Source organism: Serratia sp. GW822-FHT06D09 (assembly GCF_058799515.1).
In genome coordinates, this window is the sequence record NZ_JBXALO010000001.1 from 719478 (window position 1) to 740922 (window position 21445).

Here is a 21445-nt window from a genome sequence, read left to right on the forward strand (position 1 = left end):
TAAAAAATGCCCGTACGACGAAGTCGACACGGGCATTTTGATCTCGACGAGGATTATTCGTAAAGATGGATGCTGTTGATACGGTAGCTGAATTCTTCGCCCTCTTCTTCATCGAAGATAGTGAAGAAGCCTTTCTCCACCAGCGGCTTGGCATGGATATCGGTCTTTTGCATCTGACGTGACTCGGCATCGTCATAGCCATAGTCCAGATAGAAGCTGTTTTTTTGATAGTCGACGTGCAGGGTAAACGGATAGTTGGACTCATCGCCGCGCCCGTCGTCGTTTTTCACCACGCCGAACCATTCACCCTGGCGGATTTGGTTTTCCTCGTCCACGCCGCACAGCAGCGTGATGGTATCTTTTTCATTTTCGCTATAGCTGGCAATAATTCTGGCTACTGGCATGTTAAATCCCCTGTTTGGTTATTGGGTTAGCTTTGCCGATAGTATAACAACAGCGAATTGACCGGCGGGGTTTTATTGTTACCTGCGCTAACGCACAGTTCACATAACGCGCGATAGCTGAACAATAGCTCTGGGAAAGTGCAGCTAAAGCGTAATACACTGAATAAAATGATAATCACTCTCGACCTTTAAATCAGGGAACGCATCATGATCCAGCATCGACCGCGCAGTGAACGTGGCCAATTGGCCGTTGCAGGAGAGAATTACGGCAGTTCGCTGCTGGGCGCACCGCTGCTCTATTTCCCGGCGGCCATCAGTAGCCCGGATACCGGGCTGATCATCGCCGGTACGCACGGTGACGAAGGTGCCGCTATTGTCACGCTGTCCTGTGCGCTGCGCAGCATCGCCCCCAATCAGTTGCGTCACCATGTGGTGCTGGCCGTCAACCCGGACGGCTGCCAACTGGGGCTGCGCGCCAATGCCAACGGGGTCGACCTGAATCGCAATTTCCCGGCGGCCAACTGGCGCTCTGGCGACACGGTTTATCGCTGGAACAGCGCGGCGGAGGCTCGGGACGTTAAGCTTTCGACCGGTGGTCGTCCGGGTTCCGAGCCGGAGACCCAGGCGCTGTGCCACCTGATCCATCGGCTGAAACCTCGCTGGGTAGTCTCCTTCCATGAACCCTTGGCCTGTATTGAAGACCCTGCCAGCTCCCGGCTTGGCGTCTGGCTTTCGCACAAGTTTGCCCTGCCACTGGTCACCAGCGTCGGTTACGAGACGCCGGGATCGTTCGGCAGTTGGTGCGCCGATCTGTCGCTGCCCTGCATTACCGCAGAGTTCCCACCAATCTCTGCCGATGCCGCCAGCGAAAGCTACCTCGACGCCATGGTGGAGTTACTGACCTACCCGGACTGAGTCGGTTACGGGGCGAGGTTGATCGCCCCACATTCGAAATCCAGACCCGGTTCAACGTCCTTCGCCAGCCAGGTTGGCCCGTCCAAATCGACGAATCGCGCCCCCGGAGCCAAGGGTAACGCCGCGCCGATCGCTCGAGAAGTGCAGAGCATGCAACCCAGCATGATGGCGAACCCTTGCTCCCGCGCCAATGCCGCCAACGCCAACCCTTCCGTCAGACCGCCGGTCTTGTCCAGCTTGATATTGACCATCTGATAGCGACCGGCCAACCGCGGTAGATCGCTACGCGTGTGGCAGCTCTCATCGGCGCAAATCGGTAACGGGTGGATAAAGTTTTCCAGCGCGCTGTCGTCCTTCGCCGGCAGCGGTTGCTCCAGCATCGCCACGTCCAGATCCGCCAACAGCTGACAACGTGCCGCCAACCCCTCCGCCTGCCAGGACTCATTGGCGTCGACGATCAAGGTGGCCGTCGGCACTGCCGCACGGATCGCCACCAGTCGTTCACTGATCAGGTGGTTATCCAGCTTGATTTTCAACAGCCGGGCCCCTTGTTGCTCAAGCTCACGCGCGGCGAACGCCATCGCCTCCGGCGAGCCGATGCTGACGGTTTGCGCCATCACAATGCGTTCCGGCTCTACGACTTCGCTGCGTTGCCACAGGCTCTGGCCGTTCAGGCGACATTCCAGATCCCACAGTGCAGAATCCACCGCATTACGCGCTGCGCCTGCCGGCATTAGCCGCTGCAGTTGCTCCCGCGTCACGCCCTGTTCCACAGCCGTTGCCACTTCAGCCAGCTGCGCCATCACCGAGGCTTCACTTTCGCCGTAACGCGCATATGGCGTACATTCGCCGCTGGCACGCACGCCCTGTTGTTCAATTTCGACCACCACGACTTTGGCTTCGGTACGGCTACCGCGAGCTATCACAAAGGCAGTATGCAGCGGCCAGGCTTCTGGGTAAAAACGCATGCTTCTCATAACGGCTCCTGAGGCGAAAATTGCGCATAAACAAGGGCGACCAGAAGGATAAATTCTGGACACAACCTAATATATACAACTATTTAGCAAACTTTATATATCCAACCCGCAATTGTTGACATAAACTGATGCCAGGGTGTGAACCTAATGTTAAGCGCGGCGTAAAGTCCCTTTTCATTAGGCTCATGCCCTTTGTATAAACACCTGTAAAAGGAATCAAGCTAATGACTCAGACAGTACATTTTCAAGGCAACCCGGTTAGCGTTGCAGGCCATCTGCCACAGTCCGGCGAACAAGCCAAAGCCTTCTCTCTGGTTGCCAAAGACCTGTCAGATGTGGCGCTGAGCAGCTTCGCGGGTCAACGCAAAGTTCTGAACATTTTCCCAAGCATCGATACCGGCGTTTGTGCGACTTCAGTGCGTAAATTCAACCAGTTGGCCAGCGGCCTGGATAACACCGTCGTGTTGTGCATTTCATCCGACCTGCCGTTCGCACAGTCACGTTTCTGTGGCGCGGAAGGCCTGAGCAACGTGGTGACCCTGTCCACTCTGCGCGGTGCAGAATTCAAACAAGCCTACGGCGTTGAAATCGCCGAGGGCCCACTGGCCGGTCTGACTGCACGTGCGGTCGTGGTGCTGGATGGCCAGGATAACGTGTTGTACAGCGAGCTGGTGAATGAAATCACCAACGAACCAGACTATGACGCGGCGCTGGCTGCATTGAAGTAATGTCATAAGGCCCGCGAATGCCGGGCTCTGATAGCCAAGTATTAAAATGGGCGCCTAAGGCGCCCATTCTTTTTACTCTTCGCTTTCCCCAGCCGGCTTGCGGCTGCTAAGACCATACTCGCGCAGCTTGTTGGCGATCGCGGTATGTGAAACCCCCAGGCGTTTCGCCAGCTTTCGCGTGCTTGGATAAGTGCGGTACAGTCGCGTCAACACCGAGCGTTCAAAACGCTTGCTGATGTCGTCAAGCGAGCCGTCCAACACTTCATCGCCCAATGACATTTCAACTTCAAATTCCGGCAGAACGATATCTTGCGGACGAAGTTCGAAACCTTCCGTTTGCGTCAGCGCGCGATAGATGGCGTTCTTCAACTGCCGCACGTTGCCCGGCCAGCCGTATTTGCTGAGGAAGCTGCCCAGATCGTTGGACAATTTCGGCCGCGCAACGCCCTGCTCATCGGCAAAGCGCGCCACGAACAGTTCGGTCAGCGGCATGATGTCCTGCGGACGCTCACGCAGCGGCGGAAGGGTAATGGTCAGTACGTTAAGGCGATAATACAAGTCCTCACGGAACTCACCGCGTTGCACCAGTTCGGTCAGGTTTTTCTGCGTCGCGCAGATCACGCGTACATCGACATGCACTTCGTGTTCTTCGCCAACCCGGCGGAAAGTGCCGTCGTTAATAAAGCGCAGCAGTTTGGTCTGCATGCGCGGCGACATTTCACCGATTTCATCGAGCAATACCGAACCGCCGTGTGCCTGCTCGAAGAAGCCCTTCTTGCCTTCCAGTGCATTGGGGTAAGCGCCCGGCGCATGGCCGAACAGCTCGCTTTCCGCTACGTCGTCCGGCAAAGCGGCACAGTTTAGCGCCAGGAACGGCTGCTTGCCGCGCGGACTGCGCAGGTGACAGGCCCGGGCCAGGATATCTTTACCGGTACCGGTATCCCCGACAATCAACAGTGGCGCATCCAACATCGCCAGCTTGCGCGCCTGATCCAGCACCTGGCGCATTTTCGGGCTGGCGGCGACGATGTGATCAAATTCGGTATCGTCGTTCACCGACAAGTTCTGTAGCTGACGGCCCATGCGCGCCGTGGACTTCAGCATCACAACCGCGCCGACGGTATCTTTCTGCTGGTTTTCGTCTTCCAGATAGATGGGGGTGATATCCATCAGGAAATCCTGACTGCGGATCACCACCCGCTCAGATTGCGGAGTCGCCTGTTCGCTCTCCAGCCAGCGGCTGAAGTTATAACCGCCAATCAAGGAAGTGGCGGTCTGGTTGCGGATTTTGTCTTCGCTGAAACCGAACAGCGCCTGAGCCGCCGGGTTAGCCAGCTCGACCTTGCCCTTCATATCTATCGAGAAGACCGGTTCCGGCATCGACTCCAGCAACGCCCGCAGGGCGCGGTGCTCACGCTCGGACGGCATGAAATTCACGGTGCGTACGTCGGTCACGCCGGCGATGCGGCGGATCTCTGCCATCAAGGCACGGAAGGTGTCAAAATCCAGCTGGGAAAAATTGAGGTAAATGCGGCCGATGGGATCGATTTCGATGCCACGTAAATCTATGCTGCGCAATACCAAAAGATCGAGTAACTCTCGAGTCAGACCGATTCGGTCTTCGCAAAAAACTTCCAAACGCATCAGTATTGGCCTTATCTCTGCAGGTGCGGGGATGACTGGCAATGATGATACTCTCTCACCCCGAACGGTAGAAGCAATCTGTCAGCAAAAGTTGACAGAACTCTGATTTATCGCTGTTGTTGATGTTTTTAAACGCAAGTGAATCACACCATCGGCGTCATTTTAGCTGATCGGCAGAGAGTTATCACAACCGCCAATAAATTTGCAGATAAATATAATGTATTTGCAGGGGGATCGTCTTTCGTCAAGTGAAGGTTACGTATTGGCTTTGCACGGCGTGACAAAGGCAGAAAGGAAGCACGGCGCCCAAATGGACGCCGTGAGGAGATTATTTGGCTTTGCTGTCGCCTTTCTTCATGGTTTCTTTCAGTTGGCCGACCAATTGGCTGCGGAAATCACCCAGTTTGGGTTTCTCACCTTCCAGCCAAGGCAGTGGACGGCACAGCTCCATCGCCTTGATGCCTAGCCGCGCGGTCAGCAAACCGGCACCGATCCCCTGTGCTGCACGGGCAGACAAGCGAGCCGCCAGATCTTGCGACATCCAGTCCATCCCCACTTCGCGCACCAGTTCGGACGCACCGGCAAAGGCAATGTTCAACAGCACCAGGCGGAATAGCCGCAGACGACTAAAGTAGCCCAGTTCGATGCCATACAGCGCCGCGATGCGGTTGATAAGACGAATATTGCGCCAGGCGATAAACGCCATATCCACCAGCGCCAGCGGGCTGACGGCAATCATTAACGTGGATTCCGCGGCCGAACGGCTGATTTCACGCCGGGCCTGGTTGTCCAGCACCGGCTGCACCAGTTTGGCGTACAGCGCCACCACTTCACGGTCGTTTTGGGTTTCATGCAGCGAGGCCTGCCAGCGCTGCAACGCCGGATGCCCTTGATCCAGACCGGCCTGACGCGCCAACTTCTCGCAGAACTCCCGCCCTTTGCCCAAACCGTGGCTGTGCAGTAGTTCTCGAGCCACATCTCGCTCTTCGGCACGCTGACGCAGACGGTATAACCGGCGCCATTCGGTCACCACCGACCCCACCCCGGCAAAAACGATCAAGCCACCCGCTACGCCACCGCCCATGGCAATCCAATCCTGCTGCACCCAGGCGGTATGTACCCACTGTACGCCCTGCGCCACTACGCTGACGCCAAACAGCGCCAGCCCGGCAGTGACCATTTTGCGCCACAGGCTGCGTTTGGGTTTCAGGGCCGCATTGACGATGCCTTCGGCGCGCCCCTCTTCGTCTTCCTGCTGCAGCTCCGGCGCCGCCGGGAAAAAGCTTTCCGCCTGCTGTTCGTCGAAAGCGACGTTAGCACGCAGCACGGGCTCCTGCGGCGGTTGCAGCGGTTGTTCAAAATCGATACGCGGTTTTATCGGCTCGCTCATCGCAATTTATCTCCCAGTAGAAACTCCATCACCGCGTCCAGGCGAATATGTGGCAACGGGCTGTCCACGCTCATGGCGCGTGGACGAAACTCATCGAAATGGAAGCCCTGGTTTTGCCAAAACGCCGGCCCTGGCAGGCGCGCCGGCACTTCGCCGGGGAAAACCGTCAGCGGCGCTCCGTCGTTCAGACGATTGCCTTTTAACGCCGGGATGCGCTGCCCCTGATGATCAACGATACCGCTCTCGGTAGCCTGTACCGAGGCCAGCCCAACACAGTCCATGCTGATGCCTTCAAACGCGGCGTTCTGCCACGCTTCCTGCACCAACTGCTGCAGCAGCGACACCAGATTGGCGTGCTGGTCGGCGGTAATATGGTCGGCTTTGGTGGCGGCGAACATCAGCTTGTCGATGGTCGGCGAAAACAACCGGCGAAACAGCGTGCGCTTGCCATAGTGGAAACTCTGCATCAACTGGGTCAGCGCCAGGCGCATGTCGTTAAACGCCTGCGGGCCGCTATTGAGCGGCTGCAAGCAGTCCACCAACACGATTTGGCGGTCGAAACGGACAAAATGCTCTTTATAAAAGTTTTTGACGATCGACTGGCAGTAATAATTGAAACGCGCACGCAGCATGCCGATATTGCTGTGTTTATCCGCCTGCGCCAGCTTCGATTCCCCCTGAGCGTCCACATTCGGCCACGGGAAAAACTGCAACGCCGGCGCGCCGGCCAGATCCCCCGGCAGGACAAAGCGCCCCGGCTGAATAAAGTGCAGCCCTTCACTTTTGCAACGCAGGAGATAGTCGGTGTAGGCCTGGGCCATAGCCGCCAGTTTGTTTTCATCCGCCGGAGCCAGCGGATCGCAGCTTTTGCACAGCGCCAGCCAAGGCTTGGCCCACTCGGCGCGATCGCACTGCAGCAGGCCGGCCATTTGCCGCGACCAGGCCAGATAGTCCTGCTCCAGCATCGGCAGGTCCAGCAACCACTCGCCGGGATAATCGACGATTTCCAGGTACAGGGTCGACGTGTCTTTGAAATGACGCAGCAGTGAATCGTTGGAGCGGTAACGCAGCGCCAGGCGAATTTCGCTGACGCCACGCGTCGGGGTCGGCCAGCTCGGCGGTGTGCCATACAGCTGCGCCAACCCTTCATCATAGGTAAAACGTTGAATGCCGAGATCGCGCTGCGGAATGCGCTTCACGCCCAGCAGGCGCTCTTCACGCACCGGCGAGAACAGCGGCATGCGCGCACCGCTGTGAACGTGCAGCAATTGGTTGACGAAAGCGGTGATAAAGGCGGTTTTGCCGCTACGGCTCAGACCGGTCACCGCCAGGCGCAGATGGCGATCCATTCCGCGGTTGACCAGCGACGTTAACTCATTTTGCAGTCGTTTCATTGTTCTCCTTGGCATAGGCCCTAAATAATTGGAGTTGCATCGCGGCGGCCAGTTTGTAAGTCCTGGAAGCATAGCGCACTATGTGACCAGGGCGGGCAAGCGCAGCCAACAAAGAGGCAGCTTCAAGTATGACGGGTATAACGCCCAAACACCTTGTTCAGGCCTTTGCGGAACAGAGGTTCCAGCACCAGCGCCAATACAAAGCGAATCGGTTTGCGACCCACAGTCCGCAGCAGCCAGCCGGCCGCCCCTGCCGGGCCGTAATTCAGTAACGCTATGATGATGACTTTAGACACTGTCTTCAACATTGCACCTGCTCCTCGTTTAAATCCACCGGTTTTAGCGGCGCTTGCGGCATAGGTTTTGTTCATTATCAATGCCCTCCGGCACAGTTCGGGTCAATAAAGGATGATGACGGGTGCAATGCCTGACCTGCGCACGGCGCAGGCCATAGCATGCGGGGCGGGTTAAAGCTTGCGGAAACGGCTCTGTACGCCGAAAGTGTCCGACGTGACGTAACGCTCAACCTGTCGCAGCTGTTGTTCGCCGCTGCCCAGTTGATATTCAAGTTGGTCGAGCAACTGACGCGGCGTTTTTTGCTGTTCGCCGTCAAAACGGCTGGCCGGCGCTTCATCCAACACGAACACCAGCGCGAAATAAGCAATCAGGGTGAAGAAAAACAGCCCGAAGAACATCGATAACACCACGATCACCCGGATCAGGCGTACCGGCACGTCGAAATAATGGGCCAGACCGGCGCAGACGCCCTTCACCATCCCTTCTTCAGGTACGCGATAAAGCTTTTTACTGCCCAGAGTGTTGTTCATCAAGACTGTCTCCAGTTCGGGTGTTCTGCATCGAGGATCTCTTCCAGCGCCTGAATGCGTTCACGCATACGCTTGGCATCTTCTGCCAGCTGTGCCAGACGCTGCATTTCCTGATGGCTCAGTTGAATGCCGTTTTGTTGCCGATTGCTGTAATGCAGCCAAAGCCAAATCGGTGCGACAAACAACACAAAGATTGTCAACGGAATGGCAAGTAATAGAGCACTCATTTCTTTTCCTTCTTAATGCGTCTTTGGTGGGCGGCCACCCTACCGTGGCCGCCCAGGTTATTGACAAAGGGGGATAAAAGCGTGGTTTTTCCCCCTTTGTGTTATCAGCCGAAAATCAATAAATTGATTTTCCTGATTTATTTTCAAAACCTTTATTGCCTTACTCGGAACGATTCATTTTTGCTTTCAGCGCCGCTAACTGCTCGCTGATGGCGTCGTCGGCTTTCAGCTCGGCAAACTCTTGATCCAGAGACTTCTTTTTACCGATGCTGACGCTTTCCGCTTCGGCTTCCATATGGTCAATGCGACGTTCGAACTGCTCGAAACGCGCCATTGCCTCATCGAGTTTGCCGCTGTCGAGCTGACGACGCACTTCGCGGGAAGACGACGCCGCCTGATGACGCAATGTCAGTGCTTGTTGGCGTGCGCGTGTTTCGGTCAGCTTGTTTTCCAGCTCGCCGATTTCGCTTTTCATGCGGGCCAGGGTTTCTTCTACGGTCGAGACTTCATGAGTCAGCGTAGAGATCAGGTCGGCCACTTTTTGTTTTTCGATCAGCGCCGCACGGGCCAGATCTTCTTTATCTTTACGCAGCGCCAGTTCGGCTTTGTCCTGCCAGTCGCTCAGTTGGTTTTCACCCTGCTCGATACGGCGTAACAGCTGCTTTTTCTCCGCCAGCGCACGCGCTGAGGTAGAACGGACTTCGACCAGCGTGTCTTCCATCTCTTGGATCATCAACCGCACCAGTTTTTGCGGATCTTCTGCCTTATCCAGCAGCGTATTGATGTTGGCGTTCACGATGTCGGCAAAACGAGAAAAAATACCCATAATTCACTTCCTCTTGGTTCTGATGGCGTCTGAAGCGCCGCGTTAAATCATGCAGATTGCCCAAAGACTTAATCAAAACCCGTGCCAACTTTTATTTCGTTGAATAATAAAGACTATTTATTTTTGACTCTCTGAACGCATCCTGTAGAGTGATTATTTTCACCAAACATTGGCGAATTTCATCATGAGCGAACAGTTAGAAAACCTGCTGGGCGAAGCAAACGCCTTTGTCGAAGTATTAGAGCAAGTCTCGCAACTGGCAAAGTTGAACAAGCCGGTGTTGGTTATTGGTGAGCGCGGAACCGGTAAGGAGTTGATCGCCCACCGTTTACATTACCTCTCCAACCGTTGGCAAGGGCCATTTATCTCGCTTAACTGCGCGGCGCTGAATGAGAACCTGCTGGATTCGGAACTGTTCGGCCACGAGGCCGGAGCTTTTACCGGTGCGCAGAAACGCCACCTGGGTCGCTTTGAACGTGCCGACGGCGGCACTTTGTTTCTCGATGAACTGGCGACCGCGCCGATGCTGGTACAGGAAAAATTGCTGCGGGTGATTGAATACGGCCATCTGGAACGCGTCGGCGGTAGCCAACCGCTGCAGGTCGATGTCCGGCTGGTGTGTGCCACCAACGACGACTTGCCCGCGCTGGCGGCGGCAGGAAAATTCCGCGCCGACCTGCTGGACCGCCTGGCGTTCGACGTGGTGCAGTTGCCGCCGCTGCGCCGGCGTCAGCAAGACATCATGTTGCTGGCCGAACACTTTGCGATCCAGATGTGTCGTGAGCTGTCGTTGCCGCTGTTTCCTGGCTTTACCGAGCGTGCCAGAGATACCCTGCTCGGCTATCACTGGCCAGGCAACGTACGCGAATTGAAAAACGTGGTGGAGCGTTCGGTCTACCGCCACGGCACCAGCGCGGAAGCGCTGGATAACATCGTCATCAACCCGTTCGCCCAGCGGGAAAGTGTGCCATTGCCTGTAGAGGCCGAAGCGCATGATGGCCTGCCGGTACTGCCGCTGGATTTAAAAGCCTGGCAATTGGCGCAGGAGAAGTCTTTGATCGAAGCGGCACTGCAACAGGGAAGGTTTAACCAACGTAAAGCGGCGGAGTTGCTGGGGCTGACCTACCACCAGCTACGCGGCATGCTAAAAAAACATGCGTTACTGCAAAATGGCGAGGCGGACGACGAATAGCGGGCAAAAAAAAAGCCAGCACCCGAGCTGGCTTAAAAAACACTGGAAGCAATGTGAGCAATGTCGTGCCTTTCACAGCAGAACCACAGGGAGTGGCCTTCCGTGAACTGCCAAGCGATGATAATAGTTATCAGTATCATCTGTAAAGTACTTTGTTGAGAATTTTTCTCATTACCACACTGTCATTGTGCAATTACCACTCAGGGAAGGGGTCGGCCATCTCGTGCCAGTAATCCACCCCGGCGGCCATTTCCTCATCGTTTAGCAGGCAAGCGTCCAGCAAACGCGTTATTTTGGCCTGCTGCAAATGCTGGCCGATGAACACCAACTCCTGGCGCATGTCACCGAAGGGCTCCACCCATTTCTCCATAATCTGCGCCCTCGTCTCTTCATCTTCCGGCCATCTATCTTGCGCTATGGCGCGCCAGAAGGTGCCTGCCAGCCCATAATGAGCAATCCCTCCCGCCTGGCTCCACTGCCCGGCCTGACGCGGGCGCGTCGCCAGCCAAAAGAACCCTTTGGAACGCAGTAGCTTGCCACCGCCCCAGTCACCGTTGATCACCCGGTAGAATTTGTCCGGCGCAAAGGGACGGCGCGCCTGATAAACAAAGCTGCTGATCCCGTAGTTTTCGGTTTCGGGCAGGTGCTCGCCGCGTAGCTCCTTCAACCAGCCCGGCGCCTGCTGCGCTTTGTCGAAGCTGAAACTGTTGGTGTTCAATACCGCCTCCAGCGGCAATTTGCCTGGCGATATGGGCAGAATACGGGCATCCGGATTCAAACTGGTCAGCAGCGCCATCACTTCTCCCTGCTGTTCTGGCGTCAGCAGGTCGGTTTTGCTTACCAGCATCACGTCACAGAACTCAATCTGTTCGATCAACAGATCCGCAACGCTGCGCAGATCGTCCTCGCCCAGGCTTTGACCGGCCTCCTGCAGCGTCTGCGCCTGCTGGTACTGCTGGATAAAATTAACCCCGTCCACCACGGTGACCAAGGTATCCAGCCTTGCAAATTGCGACAGGCTTTCCCCCTGTTCGTCCTCAAAGGTAAAGGTTTCCGCCACCGGCAAAGGTTCGGAAATGCCGCTGGATTCGATCAGCAGGTAATCGAAGCGCCCGGCCTGCGCCAGTTCGCGTACCGAAATCAGCAGGTCTTCGCGCAGCGTGCAGCAGATGCAGCCATTGCTCATCTCCACCAATTTTTCCTGCTGGCGATCGAGCTGGACTTCGTTCTCGACCAGCGCAGCGTCAATGTTGACTTCGCTCATGTCGTTGACGATAACCGCCACGCGCATGCCCTGACGATTGTTCAAAATATGGTTCAATACCGTCGTTTTACCGGCGCCGAGAAAGCCGGAAAGCACGGTTACGGGTAATGGATTCATGGGATTCCTCACTCAAAACTCATTGCGTAATGCCTGGTAACCGCGCACCAGTTCAACGTTGGTGGCGGCGACTTCTTCAGAAAATTGCAGTGCGCCGCGATCGACCTGCCGGTAAAGCGACAGATCGCTGTCGGCGCCGACGCGTTCGGTTGACGGGATATACAGGTTCTGCGGCAACGTCACGCCATCCACCACCGCGTTGTAGCGCACCACGCAGCCGGAACCGATGTGACAGTTGAACAACACGCTGTTGAAACCGATAAACACCCGGTCTTCGATGCAGCACGGCCCATGGACAATGGCGCGATGGGCGATGGAGCTGAAGCGGCCGATGGTAACCGCCGCGCCGCTTTTCGAGTGGATCACCACGCCATCCTGAATATTGGAATGAGAGCCGATCACGATCGGTTCCATATCTCCGGCCGCATTGAGTTCGTCGGCACGGATCACCGCGTACGGCCCAACGTAGACAAACTCCTCGATAATCACCCGGCCGCAGATTATCGCGGTAGGATCGATATAGGCCTGCGGTGAGACCTGCGGCAGGTGTCCACTGGGGTTTTTACGCAGCATCCTGCTCCTCCCGCCAGCTCAACTCCGCCACGGCATTGTGGGCATGCAGGCTTTCCTGATGTTCGACCCGCAGCGAAAAGGCGCGGTGGCTGCACTGGCTACGCAGCATTCGGTACAGGCGGCGAGCGGCATCTTCGCAGAACATCAGGTTCTGGCCGTTAGCCAGGGCAAACGCCTGCTCGTCACTGCGTTTCACCAGCGTCTGCAACGGCGTGCCCAGCGCGTGCTCGATACGATCTATCAGGTTGACCACCGGCAATGCCGTTTCGCGCTCATTGAGCGTCACCGTCACCCAGGCCCAGCTACGCTGACTGTGAGGCGTCCCCGGCATACCGTGATCGCCCAGCCAGTTGATGACCTGCTGCTGGTCGACCTTTTGCGCCGAATGTTCGAAATCAAACTGAAACTGCTGCTGCGCCAATTGACGACTGAGCGCCGCCGAACTCGGACAAGTGGACGAATAGGGCACGCCCACCGTCAGCGTCAGGGTGAGTGTGCTTGCCAGCGAGGCACTAATTTCCAGCGGGTAGGCTTTCCAGCCCCGGTGTGGCGAAAGCAGCGCCGGACGCGACAACAGCAGCTCACCGCTGATGTGCAGGCTGGCGCGGTCGCTGTTTTCCGGCTGCGATGCCAAAAAAGCGTGCAGTTGATCGGCAATGCGTTGCGGCGTCAGTTCGCCCTGGGTTAACTCATCCAGCGCCAGATACAGCCGCGACATGTGTATACCCCGCGCACCTTGGCTGCCGGCGCGCAAATTGATCCCGGCGTTGACCCTTGCCATCAACGGCTTTCCAGCCAACTCCAGCGGCAACGCTATCCCTTGCATCCCGACCCAATCGAGCCCGACATCACTCATTGCGCCCTGCCAGGCCTGCGCGTCGGGCAGCGGCTGGCGTGGTGGAAGTGCAACCTTGTTCATACATCCCCTTGCTATTATCAGTACATTGCCAGGGAACGGTAACATGATTTTGTTATGTTATAACGTATCAATTGTAACTTTTTTGTCTGGAGTGCCGAATTGTTCAATCAAGTAGCAGAAAACTCAGCCATTTTGCTCAATGGATTGGGCTGTTCGCCAGAGTGCGATACACTAATGCTATTGCTTATTAACCCATGAAGCCTCTATGCGTGGTTTACCCCTTTGGATATTGTCACTGAGCTGCCTTGCCGGCAGCGCTCTGGCCTCCACACCCCCTGCGCCCACCGCGGCATCGCCATTGCCGGACATCCGCCAAAGCGGCTTTGTCTATTGCGTCAGCGGCATACTGAACACCTTCAACCCGCAGATGGCCAGCAGCGGCCTGACGGTCGATACCCTGGCCGCACAGCTTTATGACCGCTTGCTGGACGTCGATCCGTACACCTACCGGCTGATCCCCGAATTGGCGCAAAGCTGGGAAGTGCTGGATAACGGGGCCACTTACCGTTTTCACCTGCGCAAAGACGTGCCGTTCCAGACCACCGACTGGTTCAAACCGACCCGCAAGCTGAATGCCGACGACGTGGTCTTCAGCTTCGAGCGCGTGTTTAACCAAAAGCACCCCTACCATGACGTCAACGGCGGCGAGTACCCGTATTTCGACAGTTTGCAATTTGGCGACTCGGTGCAAAGCGTGAAGAAGCTGGACGAGTACACGGTGGAGATCCGCCTGCAAACGCCGGACGCCTCATTCTTGTGGCACATCGCCACCCACTATGCGCCGGTGTTGTCAGCAGAATACGCAGACGATCTGACGCGTGAAGGCCGTCAGGAGATGATTGACCGCGAACCGGTCGGTACCGGGCCGTTCATGCTCAATGAATACCGCTCAGGGCAATATATCCGCCTGGCGCGCAACGATGTTTACTGGAAAGGTAAACCGCGTATGCCGCAGGTGGTGATCGATCTGGGCGCCGGCGGTACCGGACGGCTATCGAAATTGCTGACCGGTGAGTGCGACGTGCTGGCCTATCCCGCCGCCAGCCAGCTTTCAATTCTGCGCGATGACCCGCGCCTGCGGCTGACGCTGCGCCCAGGCATGAACATCGCCTATCTGGCGTTTAACACCCGCAAACCGCCGCTGAACGATTTGAACGTCCGTCAGGCGATTTCGCTGGCGATCAACAACCAGCGTCTGATGCAGTCGATTTACTATGGCACCGCGGAAACCGCCGCCTCCATCTTGCCGCGCGCCTCCTGGGCCTACGACAATGAAGCGCACGTTACCGAATTCAATCCGGCCAAATCGCGCGAAATGCTCAAGCAAGCGGGTATTGAGTCGCTGAACCTGCGCCTGTGGGTACCGACCGCCTCGCAATCCTACAACCCCAGTCCGTTAAAAACCGCCGAGCTGATCCAGGCCGATTTGGCTCAGGTCGGCATTAACGTGACCATAGTGCCGGTCGAAGGCCGTTTCCAGGAGGCGCGACTGATGGAGATGAATCACGATCTGACCCTCACCGGCTGGGCCACCGACAGTAACGACCCGGACAGCTTCTTCCGGCCCCTGCTGAGCTGCGCGGCAATCCGTTCGCAAACCAACTATGCTCACTGGTGTGACCCGGCGTTTGACGAAGTGCTGCAAAATGCCCTGCTGTCACAACAGCTGGCGCAGCGCATCGAAAACTATCAGAAGGCGCAGAAAATTCTTGAGCAGCAGTTGCCGGTGTTGCCGCTGGCGTCTTCATTGCGCCTGCAGGCCTATCGTTACGACATCAAAGGACTGGTACTGAGCCCGTTCGGCAATGCGTCCTTTGCCGGGGTGTACCGTGAGTCTGCGGAGGGGCCGAAAAAGTGATTATCTTTACCTTACGCCGTTTCTTGCTGCTGCTGATCACCTTGTTCTTCCTGACATTGGTCAGCTTTAGCCTCAGCTATTTCACACCGCGGGCGCCGCTGAACGGCGCTGCCCTGCTGGATGCCTACCAGTTTTACTTTGTCAGTCTGCTGCACTGGGATTTTGGCGTCTCCAGCATTAATGGCCAGGCAATCAGCGAACAGCTGCGCGAAGTGTTTCCTGCCACTATGGAGCTGTGCCTGCTGGCCTTCACCCTGGCGCTGTTTATCGGCATTCCTCTGGGCATTATTGCCGGCGTGATGCGTGGCAAATGGCAGGACACCGCCATCAGCACCTTTGCGCTGTTGGGCTTTTCGATGCCGGTTTTCTGGCTGGCGCTGCTGCTGATGCTGTTTTTCTCGCTGCACCTTGGCTGGCTGCCGGTCTCCGGACGTTTCGATCTGCTGTATCAGGTCAAGCCCATCACCGGCTTTGCCCTGATTGACGCCTGGTTGTCCGATTCACCCTACCGCACGGAAATGATCGGCAGCGCGCTGCGCCATATGATTTTGCCGATTACCGCACTGGCGGTAGCGCCCACCACCGAGGTGGTGCGTTTGATGCGTATCAGCACCGACGACGTGCTCAATCAGAACTACATCAAAGCCGCCGCAACCCGCGGCTTATCCCGTTTCACCATTATCCGCCGCCACGTGCTGCACAATGCGTTGCCGCCTATCGTGCCCAAGCTGGGGCTGCAGTTTTCCACCATGCTGACGCTGGCGATGATCACCGAAGTGGTGTTCAGTTGGCCGGGCCTCGGGCGTTGGATGATCAATGCCATTCGCCAGCAGGATTATGCGGCGATCTCCGCCGGCGTTATGGTGGTCGGCACGCTGGTGATCACCATTAACGTCCTGGCCGATATTTTAGGCGCTGCCACCAACCCACTGAAACATAAGGAATGGTATGCCCTTAGATAACGTATACCGCGAGAAGAAAATGCCGAGCCCGCTGCTGTATACCTGGCGGATTTTTTACGGCGATGCGCTGGCGATGATCGGCTTCTACGGCGTGATAGCGCTGCTGCTGCTTTCCGTGTTCGGCAGCCTGCTGGCCCCTTATGCGCTCGATCAACAGTTCCTGGGTTATCAACTGTTGCCGCCTTCCTGGTCACGTTACGGCAACGTTTCCTTCTTCCTGGGCACCGACGATCTCGGCCGCGACATTCTCAGCCGCCTGCTGACCGGCACCGCCGCCACCTTCGGTTCCGCATTGCTGGTTACCGTTGCCGCCGCCTTTGTCGGGGTGATCCTCGGGGTGTTTGCCGGGGTAACCCGCGGCCTGCGCTCGGCGGTGCTCAATCACATTCTCGACACCCTGCTCTCCATCCCTTCGCTGCTGTTGGCGATCGTGGTGGTGGCGTTCCTTGGGCCAAAACTCGAGCACGCCATGCTGGCCGTCTGGCTGGCGCTGTTGCCTCGCATGGTGCGCACTATCTACAGCGCAGTGCATGACGAGTTGGAAAAAGAATATGTGGTGGCGGTGCGTCTCGATGGCGCGTCAACCTTGCAAATACTGTGGTACGCCGTGATGCCCAACATTGTGGCGGTGCTGGTGACGGAGTTCACCCGAGCGCTGTCGATGGCGATCCTGGACATTGCCGCCCTCGGCTTCCTCGATCTTGGCGCACAGCTGCCGTCCCCTGAATGGGGCGCCATGCTCGGCGATTCGCTGGAGCTGGTGTATGTCGCCCCCTGGACGGTGATGCTGCCCGGCGCGGCAATCCTGGTCAGCGTGTTGCTGGTTAACCTGTTGGGCGACGGTATGCGCCGCGCAATCAATACGGGGGTGGAATAATGCCATTACTTGATATCCGCAACCTGACGATTGAATTTATGACCGCCGAAGGCCCGGTAAAGGCAGTCGATCGCGTCAGCATGACCCTGAGTGAGGGGGAAGTCCGCGGCCTGGTGGGCGAGTCCGGTTCCGGTAAAAGCCTGATCGCCAAAGCGATCTGCGGCGTCACCAAAGACAACTGGCGCGTCACCGCCGACCGTTTCCGTTTCGATGATATCGACCTGTTGCAGCTAACACCGCGTGAACGACGCAAGCTGGTCGGGCATAACGTGTCGATGATTTTCCAGGAGCCGCAATCCTGTCTGGATCCTTCCGAAAGCATCGGCCGTCAGCTGGTGCAGGCCATTCCGGGTTGGACCTACAAAGGCCGCTGGTGGCAGCGCTTTAACTGGCGCAAACGCCGCGCCATAGAGCTGCTGCACCGGGTGGGCATCAAGGATCACAAAGACATCATGGGCAGCTTTCCTTATGAGCTGACCGACGGTGAGTGCCAGAAAGTGATGATCGCCATCGCCCTGGCCAATCAGCCGCGCCTGCTGATCGCCGATGAACCGACCAACGCCATGGAACCGACCACGCAGGCGCAGATTTTCCGTCTGCTGGCGCGTTTGAACCAAAACAACAACACCACCATTTTGCTGATCAGCCACGATCTGCAAATGATGAGCAAATGGGCCGATCGGGTCAACGTGTTGTACTGCGGGCAGACGGTAGAAAGCGCCCAGTGCGAAGACCTGCTGGCCGCACCGCACCACCCTTACACTCAGGCGCTGATCCGCGCAATGCCGGACTTTGGCCGCGCATTGCCGCATAAAAGCCGCCTCAATACCCTGCCGGGAGCCATTCCGTCGCTGGAGCATTTGCCAATAGGTTGTCGGCTGGGGCCGCGCTGCCCCTATGCGCAGAAGAAATGCATTGAGACACCTCGCCTGCGTCCGGTGAAAAACCACCTGTTCGCCTGTCACTTCCCGCTGAACATGGAGGAGCAATAACATGGAAACGCTGTTGGAAGTGCGCAATCTGAGCAAAACCTACCGTTACCGTACCGGGCTGTTTCGCCGCCAGCATGTGGAAGCGGTCAAATCAGTCAGCTTTACCCTGCGTGAACGGCAAACGCTGGCGATCATCGGTGAAAACGGCTCTGGCAAGTCCACCCTGGCCAAGATGCTGTCCGGCATGGTCGAGCCCTCAGCCGGAGAACTGCTGATTGACGACCATCGGCTTAACTATGGCGATTATCGTTACCGCAGCCAGCGTATCCGCATGATATTTCAGGATCCGAGCACCTCGCTCAATCCTCGTCAGCGTATCGGCCAGCTGTTGGACGCCCCGCTGCGGCTCAATACCGAAATGGCCGCCCCTGAACGTGAGCAACAGATCAACCGAACCCTGCGTCAGGTGGGGATGCTGCCGGATCACGCCAATTATTACCCGCATATGCTGGCGTCCGGCCAGAAACAGCGGGTGGCTTTGGCCCGCGCCCTGATCCTGCAACCGAAGGTGATCGTAGCCGATGAGGCGCTGGCCTCACTGGATATGTCGATGCGTTCGCAAATCATCAATCTGATGCTGGAACTGCAGGAGAAACACGGCATTTCCTACATTTATGTGACTCAACACCTGGGCATGATGAAACACATCAGCGATCAGGTGATGGTGATGCATGAAGGGGAAATCGTCGAACGCGGCAGTACGGCCGAGGTATTGGCTTCACCGCTGCATGAGCTGACCAAACGCCTGATTGCCAGCCACTTTGGCGAGGCACTTACCGCAGACGCCTGGCGACGTGACGGCGGCAGATTCTGATCGTCAAATCATAAAGAGAACCCGCTTTAAAGCGGGTTTTTTATCGCCCCGATTCAGTGAGCGCTTAGCCAAAAACTGCAAATACAAATTACAATCTTGCTATATATCATTATATTTTATTCCATTCAGTTATTGATTAGTCCTTAACATTATTTTATCTCGCCAATCGAATCGGTGAGGATATCCCCTACGTTGAGCTTATTAAACGACAGGATATCGCACTGATGAACAGCCATCGCAATCGCCGACTCTCGCAGTTTCTACTCGCTTTAGCCGCAGGTTTCTCTGTTTATGGTCACGCGCTGTGTTGTGATGACCAAGGCTGATCCTGTCATTCCGTGTCCCTCTGCGGGCATGTTGCCATTTTGTCTTGCCGCCGTTGCCTGCTGCACCGGTGGCTATTGCTCATGATTAAGGATCATCCCCTATGGAACTACTACGTCGACAACATAATGCCCAGTGGTATCACGAAACCCAAAGCAGCGTGCGCGGTGAGCAGCCGTTGGAGCCGCAGGCGGCCGGGATCCGCGATCGATTTTTGCTGGGGCTGGGCGCTTTTGCCGACGAAGCGCTGAACACCGCGCTGACCGCACGCGCCGGGGTATTTAACGCCTCCCTGGCCGGATATCACGTGCTGTTTCCCGATCGGGTCGAATTGTCACGCACAGTGACATTGTCACCTTATGATCGCCTCAGCACCGCATTAACCGTGGCACAGGTGACCGGCGTTCAGTCTCTTTGTAGCCACTACGCCGCCCGCCTCGCCCCCCTGTACAGCCCCGACGCCTCACGTGAAAGTAATATCCGCCTGGCCCAAATCACCCAGTATGCCCGCCAGCTCGCCAGTCAACCGACGTTGATTTGCAGCAAGGCGTTGCAGCAGCTGAGCGACGTCGGGTTAAGCCCGGCGGATATCGTGACCTTTTCGCAGATTATCGGTTTTGTTAGCTACCAGGCACGCGTGGTCGCCGGCGTGGCTGCCTTGGCCGGGCGGCCAACGGGAGTGGTGCCCGGTTTCCCGAACATCGCTGACGCCGAAGGCATTGTGTTCACCGAGGAAGAACTGGCATGGCAAGCGCGTCTTCCCGTGGTGGTGCCGGAAGAGGCCCGTGCCGAACAGCTCGACGTGCTGGATCAAAGCCATCCCGACGCTCGCAGCGAATCCTATTATCTGTTGCTGGCCCACGATGCGCCCGCGCTGCGTGAACGTAATGGCGTGTTCAACAGTATCAATGCCGACGGTTATGGCCTGTCGGCGCGGCTCAAAGCGCTGGCGACGCTGGCAGTTTCCCGCATTAACGGCAGCCGCTACTGCGCAGCGACCGTCGCACAGGATATTCAACAGGAAGAACTGGTCGGCGCCCTGTTCAATAGCATTGAACAGGGGCTGGAGAGTACCAATGACCCGGTTAACCAGGCTGTGATCCGCGTAGCAACCGACCTGACCCGCACGCCTGAAAAGTTCACGCCGCGCAGCGTGCAGCCGCTGTTTAACAGTGGGTTGAATCAGGCGCAGGCGCTGGACGTGATCCTCACCGGCGCGCTGTATGCCTGGGAGAACCGCCTGCGTCAAACGCTCGGCGACACCCAATATCTCAGTGAAAACCTGGCGTAATCGCTAGCGCAACAACCAACCTCGTGCGGCATCAAAGAAATGCTGCGCCAACGGCGATGCGCGTCCCGGCTCGGCGACCACGACCGCAGCATGACGTGACATCGCCGCAATCGCTATCGGTCGGTGTTGCAACTCCGGCATCATTGCCGGTAACAGGTTGCCATGCGGGAAAAGCCCACAGCCCAGACCGACGAAAATGCCCTGCAACAGTTGGAATATTGAGGTGGTTTCCATTCGAACGTGCAGCGTCAGTCCGGCTTCACGGAAGTTTTGATCAAGATAACGGCGGAAGTAACGCGTAGGCTCAGCCAGGCACAGCGGCAGCGTGGCTACATCCTCCAGCGTCAGGGGGGTATCTCCTACCAACTCAGGAAAATGCTGCGGGTGGAAAACCAGCTCGACCCCGGCGTCCGCCAATGGCTGGGACTGAAAGTGCAGCTCTTGCAGCGTGGAAAGCTCGAAGAAACCGATGCCGACATCTACGGTATGTGCCGTCAACGCCTCCAGCAACTGATCGGCACTCAGCACCGCTACCCGATAATCCAGCTGAGGGTAACGCTCACTGACGTCCTTTAACATTTGCGCCAGCGAGATGCTGCATTGCGGTACCACACCGATGCGCAACGTGCCGTTAAGCCCGTGTTTAAGCGACTCGACCTCCAGCTTCAGCCCCTGATAAACCGACACGATCTCACGCGCCCACGACAGCACCCGCTCCCCTTCGGCAGTAAAACCTTCGAAGTTGTTACCGCGGTTGATTAAGGATACGCCCAGCTCTTTTTCCAAATTTTTCAGCCGCATAGACAATGTCGGCTGACTGACAAAGCTGGCCTCTGCCGCACGGCCGAAGTGGCGCTCGCGTTCGAGATTACACAGGTAGATCAGTTGCTTAATATCCATAAAACGGCTCAATAAGTCATGACTGACCTG

22 protein-coding genes are annotated in these 21445 nt (G+C 57.0%); 9 read left to right on the top strand and 13 right to left on the bottom strand.

Features of this window, described 5'->3' with window-relative positions; genetic code table 11:
* Positions 1–53: 53 nt before the first annotated feature.
* Positions 54–404 (bottom strand): hypothetical protein, encoded by a 351-nt coding sequence (locus AC1RKG_RS03270; RefSeq protein ID WP_020827090.1) that lies wholly within the window; start codon positions 402–404, stop codon positions 54–56.
* Positions 405–611: 207 nt separating this feature from the next.
* Here AC1RKG_RS03270 and mpaA point away from each other — a divergent pair, with 207 nt between their 5' ends.
* Entirely contained in the window at positions 612–1319 is a 708-nt protein-coding gene (gene mpaA / locus AC1RKG_RS03275; RefSeq protein WP_259218634.1) for a murein tripeptide amidase MpaA, read from the top strand.
* Between the two features lie 5 nt (positions 1320–1324).
* On the opposite strand, the gene ycjG is transcribed toward mpaA, so the two are convergent.
* Positions 1325–2296: an L-Ala-D/L-Glu epimerase gene (gene ycjG / locus AC1RKG_RS03280; RefSeq protein ID WP_493182018.1), complete on the bottom strand. Its 972-nt coding sequence runs from the start codon at positions 2294–2296 to the stop codon at positions 1325–1327.
* 224 nt (positions 2297–2520) lie between these two features.
* Between ycjG and tpx the strand changes: the two genes are divergently transcribed.
* A complete protein-coding gene (tpx, locus tag AC1RKG_RS03285) occupies positions 2521–3024 on the top strand; it encodes a thiol peroxidase (RefSeq protein WP_020827093.1) in 504 nt (167 codons plus the stop codon).
* Between the two features lie 72 nt (positions 3025–3096).
* Here tpx and tyrR read toward each other — a convergent pair whose 3' ends face one another.
* The 7 genes from tyrR to pspA form a co-directional block, all read right to left on the bottom strand.
* Positions 3097–4668, bottom strand: a complete 1572-nt coding sequence (gene tyrR / locus AC1RKG_RS03290) for a transcriptional regulator TyrR (RefSeq protein WP_493182020.1) — start codon at positions 4666–4668, stop codon at positions 3097–3099.
* A 328-nt stretch (positions 4669–4996) separates the two neighbouring features.
* Positions 4997–6058, bottom strand: coding sequence for a YcjF family protein (locus tag AC1RKG_RS03295; protein WP_115058718.1), 1062 nt, complete (start codon positions 6056–6058; stop codon positions 4997–4999).
* Positions 6055–7452, bottom strand: a complete 1398-nt coding sequence (locus AC1RKG_RS03300) for a YcjX family GTP-binding protein (RefSeq protein ID WP_493182022.1) — start codon at positions 7450–7452, stop codon at positions 6055–6057. Before AC1RKG_RS03300 ends, AC1RKG_RS03295 begins: the two co-directional genes overlap by 4 nt.
* 122 nt (positions 7453–7574) lie before the next feature.
* The gene (gene pspD, locus AC1RKG_RS03305) at positions 7575–7823 is read right to left on the bottom strand and encodes a phage shock protein PspD (RefSeq protein ID WP_048758703.1); all 249 of its coding nucleotides are present in this window, start codon (positions 7821–7823) and stop codon (positions 7575–7577) included.
* 96 nt (positions 7824–7919) lie between these two features.
* Positions 7920–8279: an envelope stress response membrane protein PspC gene (pspC, locus tag AC1RKG_RS03310; protein WP_020827098.1), complete on the bottom strand. Its 360-nt coding sequence runs from the start codon at positions 8277–8279 to the stop codon at positions 7920–7922.
* Entirely contained in the window at positions 8279–8506 is a 228-nt protein-coding gene (gene pspB, locus AC1RKG_RS03315; RefSeq protein ID WP_012145351.1) for an envelope stress response membrane protein PspB, read from the bottom strand. Before pspB ends, pspC begins: the two co-directional genes overlap by 1 nt.
* A gap of 160 nt (positions 8507–8666) precedes the next feature.
* Positions 8667–9332 carry a phage shock protein PspA gene (gene pspA, locus AC1RKG_RS03320; protein ID WP_020827099.1) on the bottom strand — a complete coding sequence of 222 codons (666 nt, stop codon included), beginning with the start codon at positions 9330–9332 and terminating at the stop codon, positions 8667–8669.
* Positions 9333–9516: 184 nt separating this feature from the next.
* Here pspA and pspF point away from each other — a divergent pair, with 184 nt between their 5' ends.
* Positions 9517–10524, top strand: a complete 1008-nt coding sequence (gene pspF / locus AC1RKG_RS03325) for a phage shock protein operon transcriptional activator (protein WP_020827100.1) — start codon at positions 9517–9519, stop codon at positions 10522–10524.
* A gap of 193 nt (positions 10525–10717) precedes the next feature.
* On the opposite strand, the gene zigA is transcribed toward pspF, so the two are convergent.
* From zigA to folE2, 3 genes are read right to left on the bottom strand one after another with little or no spacing between them, the layout of a single operon-like run.
* A complete protein-coding gene (zigA, locus tag AC1RKG_RS03330; protein ID WP_115058715.1) occupies positions 10718–11905 on the bottom strand; it encodes a zinc metallochaperone GTPase ZigA in 1188 nt (395 codons plus the stop codon).
* Between the two features lie 12 nt (positions 11906–11917).
* Complete coding sequence (locus tag AC1RKG_RS03335; protein ID WP_130016722.1) at positions 11918–12478, bottom strand: LbetaH domain-containing protein; 561 nt, start codon at positions 12476–12478, stop codon at positions 11918–11920.
* Complete coding sequence (folE2, locus tag AC1RKG_RS03340; RefSeq protein WP_493182026.1) at positions 12468–13397, bottom strand: GTP cyclohydrolase FolE2; 930 nt, start codon at positions 13395–13397, stop codon at positions 12468–12470. Before folE2 ends, AC1RKG_RS03335 begins: the two co-directional genes overlap by 11 nt.
* A 205-nt stretch (positions 13398–13602) precedes the next feature.
* Between folE2 and sapA the strand changes: the two genes are divergently transcribed.
* The 6 genes from sapA (at position 13603) to AC1RKG_RS03370 (ending at position 20515) form a co-directional block, all read left to right on the top strand.
* Positions 13603–15255: an ABC transporter substrate-binding protein SapA gene (gene sapA / locus AC1RKG_RS03345; RefSeq protein ID WP_046373408.1), complete on the top strand. Its 1653-nt coding sequence runs from the start codon at positions 13603–13605 to the stop codon at positions 15253–15255.
* Positions 15252–16217 (top strand): putrescine export ABC transporter permease SapB, encoded by a 966-nt coding sequence (gene sapB, locus AC1RKG_RS03350; protein ID WP_046373407.1) that lies wholly within the window; start codon positions 15252–15254, stop codon positions 16215–16217. Before sapA ends, sapB begins: the two co-directional genes overlap by 4 nt.
* Positions 16204–17094, top strand: coding sequence for a putrescine export ABC transporter permease SapC (sapC, locus tag AC1RKG_RS03355; RefSeq protein WP_020827106.1), 891 nt, complete (start codon positions 16204–16206; stop codon positions 17092–17094). The genes sapB and sapC overlap by 14 nt, the downstream gene beginning before the upstream one ends.
* On the top strand, positions 17094–18086 hold the full coding sequence (sapD, locus tag AC1RKG_RS03360; RefSeq protein WP_020827107.1) for a putrescine export ABC transporter ATP-binding protein SapD: 993 nt from the start codon (positions 17094–17096) through the stop codon (positions 18084–18086). The genes sapC and sapD overlap by 1 nt, the downstream gene beginning before the upstream one ends.
* 1 nt (position 18087) lies before the next feature.
* Positions 18088–18900 (top strand): putrescine export ABC transporter ATP-binding protein SapF, encoded by an 813-nt coding sequence (gene sapF / locus AC1RKG_RS03365; RefSeq protein ID WP_020827108.1) that lies wholly within the window; start codon positions 18088–18090, stop codon positions 18898–18900.
* A 427-nt stretch (positions 18901–19327) separates the two neighbouring features.
* Complete coding sequence (locus tag AC1RKG_RS03370) at positions 19328–20515, top strand: CMD domain-containing protein (protein ID WP_400826663.1); 1188 nt, start codon at positions 19328–19330, stop codon at positions 20513–20515.
* Between the two features lie 3 nt (positions 20516–20518).
* Here the strand turns inward: AC1RKG_RS03370 and AC1RKG_RS03375 are convergent, their stop codons facing one another.
* A complete protein-coding gene (locus AC1RKG_RS03375; RefSeq protein WP_020827110.1) occupies positions 20519–21415 on the bottom strand; it encodes a LysR family transcriptional regulator in 897 nt (298 codons plus the stop codon).
* Between the last annotated feature and the right edge of the window lie 30 nt (positions 21416–21445).